Source organism: Tabrizicola caldifontis, assembly GCF_004762095.1.
Classification (GTDB): domain Bacteria; phylum Pseudomonadota; class Alphaproteobacteria; order Rhodobacterales; family Rhodobacteraceae; genus Tabrizicola; species Tabrizicola caldifontis.
In genome coordinates this window covers 1-2024 of record NZ_SIJH01000044.1, presented here as the reverse complement: position 1 = coordinate 2024, position 2024 = coordinate 1, and the positions used below count along the sequence as shown (strand labels likewise).

Annotated in this window: 3 protein-coding genes; all 3 read left to right on the top strand. The window is 62.5% G+C overall.

Features of this window, described 5'->3' with window-relative positions:
* The first annotated feature begins 266 nt into the window (after positions 1 to 266).
* The 3 genes from EYB42_RS17175 (at position 267) to EYB42_RS17165 (ending at position 1820) form a co-directional block, all read left to right on the top strand.
* Entirely contained in the window at positions 267 to 1010 is a 744-nt protein-coding gene (locus tag EYB42_RS17175) for a recombinase family protein (RefSeq protein ID WP_205910016.1), read from the top strand.
* On the top strand, positions 1007 to 1396 hold the full coding sequence (locus EYB42_RS17170) for a hypothetical protein (protein ID WP_135451290.1): 390 nt from the start codon (positions 1007 to 1009) through the stop codon (positions 1394 to 1396). Before EYB42_RS17175 ends, EYB42_RS17170 begins: the two co-directional genes overlap by 4 nt.
* 100 nt (positions 1397 to 1496) lie before the next feature.
* Positions 1497 to 1820: an ArsR/SmtB family transcription factor gene (locus EYB42_RS17165; RefSeq protein ID WP_135451289.1), complete on the top strand. Its 324-nt coding sequence runs from the start codon at positions 1497 to 1499 to the stop codon at positions 1818 to 1820.
* Positions 1821 to 2024: the final 204 nt, after the last annotated feature.

The following is a 2024-nucleotide window of genomic DNA, read 5'->3' as shown; positions in this document are numbered from 1 at the left end:
ACCACACCCAGGCGCTCATCGCTCTCGCACGCCGACGCGTCTCCGTGCTCTGGACCATGATCCAGCGCCGAAAGACCTACGATCCTCTCTTCAAAGCTGCTTGACTTCCGCATTACGCAGCCCTCCCTATGGCTGCTTCGGGCGCGGCATCGGCCGCCCCGAAGACGAGGGAGCGGATGGCGTCGCGGTTGAAGCGGAAGGCCTGACGAACGGCTTCGCTCTACTTCTAATGATTCCGCCGAAACGCGATAAGTCATTGAATCTAATTGCATATCATCGTTTTGTGGCTACCGTTTCGCCAGTCATCCTCTGTTGCGAACGGTCTCATGCAAGACGCCCGATCCGGTCCGAAGCCGATCGACAAGGGCTTCCTCTACAAACTGATCAACAACCGGGTCTACCTCGGAGAAGCCGTGCACAAGGGGACTTCCTATCCCGGCGAGCACGAGGCCATCATCGATCAGGCCCTCTGGGACAAGGTTCACAGCATCCTGCAGGAGAGCCCGCGCCTGCGGGCGAAGAACACCCGCCGCCAGACGCCAGCCCTGCTGAAGGGGATCATCTTCACCGAGACGGGCACGGCGATGACGCCGACGGCGACGAAGAAGGGCACGCGCCTCTACCGCTACTATGCGTCGATGGACCTGATCCGAAACCGCCCGACCGGAGACGCCTCAGGGCCGCTGCGCTTGCCCGCCGGCATGGTCGAGGACGCCGTCGTCGGCGAAATCCGCCGCATGATCCGCGCACCCGAAGTCGCGGCGCGGACCATAAAGGCCCTTCGCGACGAGAACTCGACCGTCGAAGAGAAGGCGGTCGTGAAAGCGCTAGGCGAGTTCGACCAGCTCTGGACGGCGCTCCATCCGGCGGAGCAGACCCGCATCGTCCAGCTTCTGGTCGAGCGGGTGACCGTCGGCGAAGACGGCATCGCCGTAGATCTGCGCCATGAGGGGCTGGGCTCGGTCCTGCGGGACATGATGGCCCCCCGCCAGACGGAGGCCTGTGCATGACCGACTCGACGAAGACCATCCGGGTCGTCATCCCCCTGACGATCCGCAAACGCAATGGGCGACCGAAGATCCTGCCGCCCGACGAGGTAACTTTACGGGACGGCCGGTCGCAAGACCCTCATGTGCTGCGCGCCATCGCCCGCGCTTGGAACTGGCGGCGGCAGCTGGAATCCGGTGCCGCTTCCACCATTCAGGATATCGCTGCGGCCGAGAAGGTCTCCGACCGGTTCGTGAGCCGAATGATGCGGCTCGCCTATCTGTCGCCGGAGGTGCTCGAACACCTCGTCATCAGGCGCGTGCCACCGGCGCTGTCGCTCATCGACCTTGTCGCTGTCGCCGACCAGCCGTGGGCGGAGCAGATGGATGTTGTCTTCGAAGCGACTTAGCGAGCTCGCCATCACAATAATCTCGTGAACATGAAAACAGAAAACCGATTGCGTCCGATTGGTTAATCGTCTATCGACGATTAACGAAAGGAGTGGCGCGATGAGCAACCGCGACATTGAGATTGCTGAACTGGCCAAGGCGCTCGCGCATCCGGCAAGACTGCGCATTCTGCGGCTGCTGCTCGCCACGCCCGGCTGCATCGGCGGCGACATCGTGGGCGCTGTCGGCCTGGCGCAGTCCACGGTCTCCGAGCACCTGCGCATCCTGAAGGTTGCTGGGGTCATCACTGGCGAGATATCCGGCCCGCGCATCTGCTACGCGCTGAACCCCGCTGCGCTGCAACCGTTGGCCGACTTTATCGGTACGCTGACTGCCCCATCCGCTGCGGTCTGCTGCGTGCCTGACGAGAAGGAAATTTCATGAGCCTCTTCGAACGTTGGCTGACTCTCTGGGTCGCACTGTGCATCCTGGCCGGGCTCGTCCTCGGCAACTTCGCGCCGGTGTTGATTTCCACCCAGAACTGAGCCGGGTTTTCCATCGAGAAGTGAGCCACCTCTGATTATGGATTTCGGCTCAGGCTGGGGTCAAGGCATGGCTGTCTTCCTTCTTTTTGCGGGTCGCTGCGGC

Excerpts from the sequence above, each read along its gene's own strand:
- EYB42_RS17170 (WP_135451290.1), top strand. The coding sequence starts at position 1,007 with ATGACCGACTCGACGAAGACCATCCGGGTCGTCATCCCCCTGACGATC.
- EYB42_RS17165 (WP_135451289.1), top strand. The coding sequence starts at position 1,497 with ATGAGCAACCGCGACATTGAGATTGCTGAACTGGCCAAGGCGCTCGCG.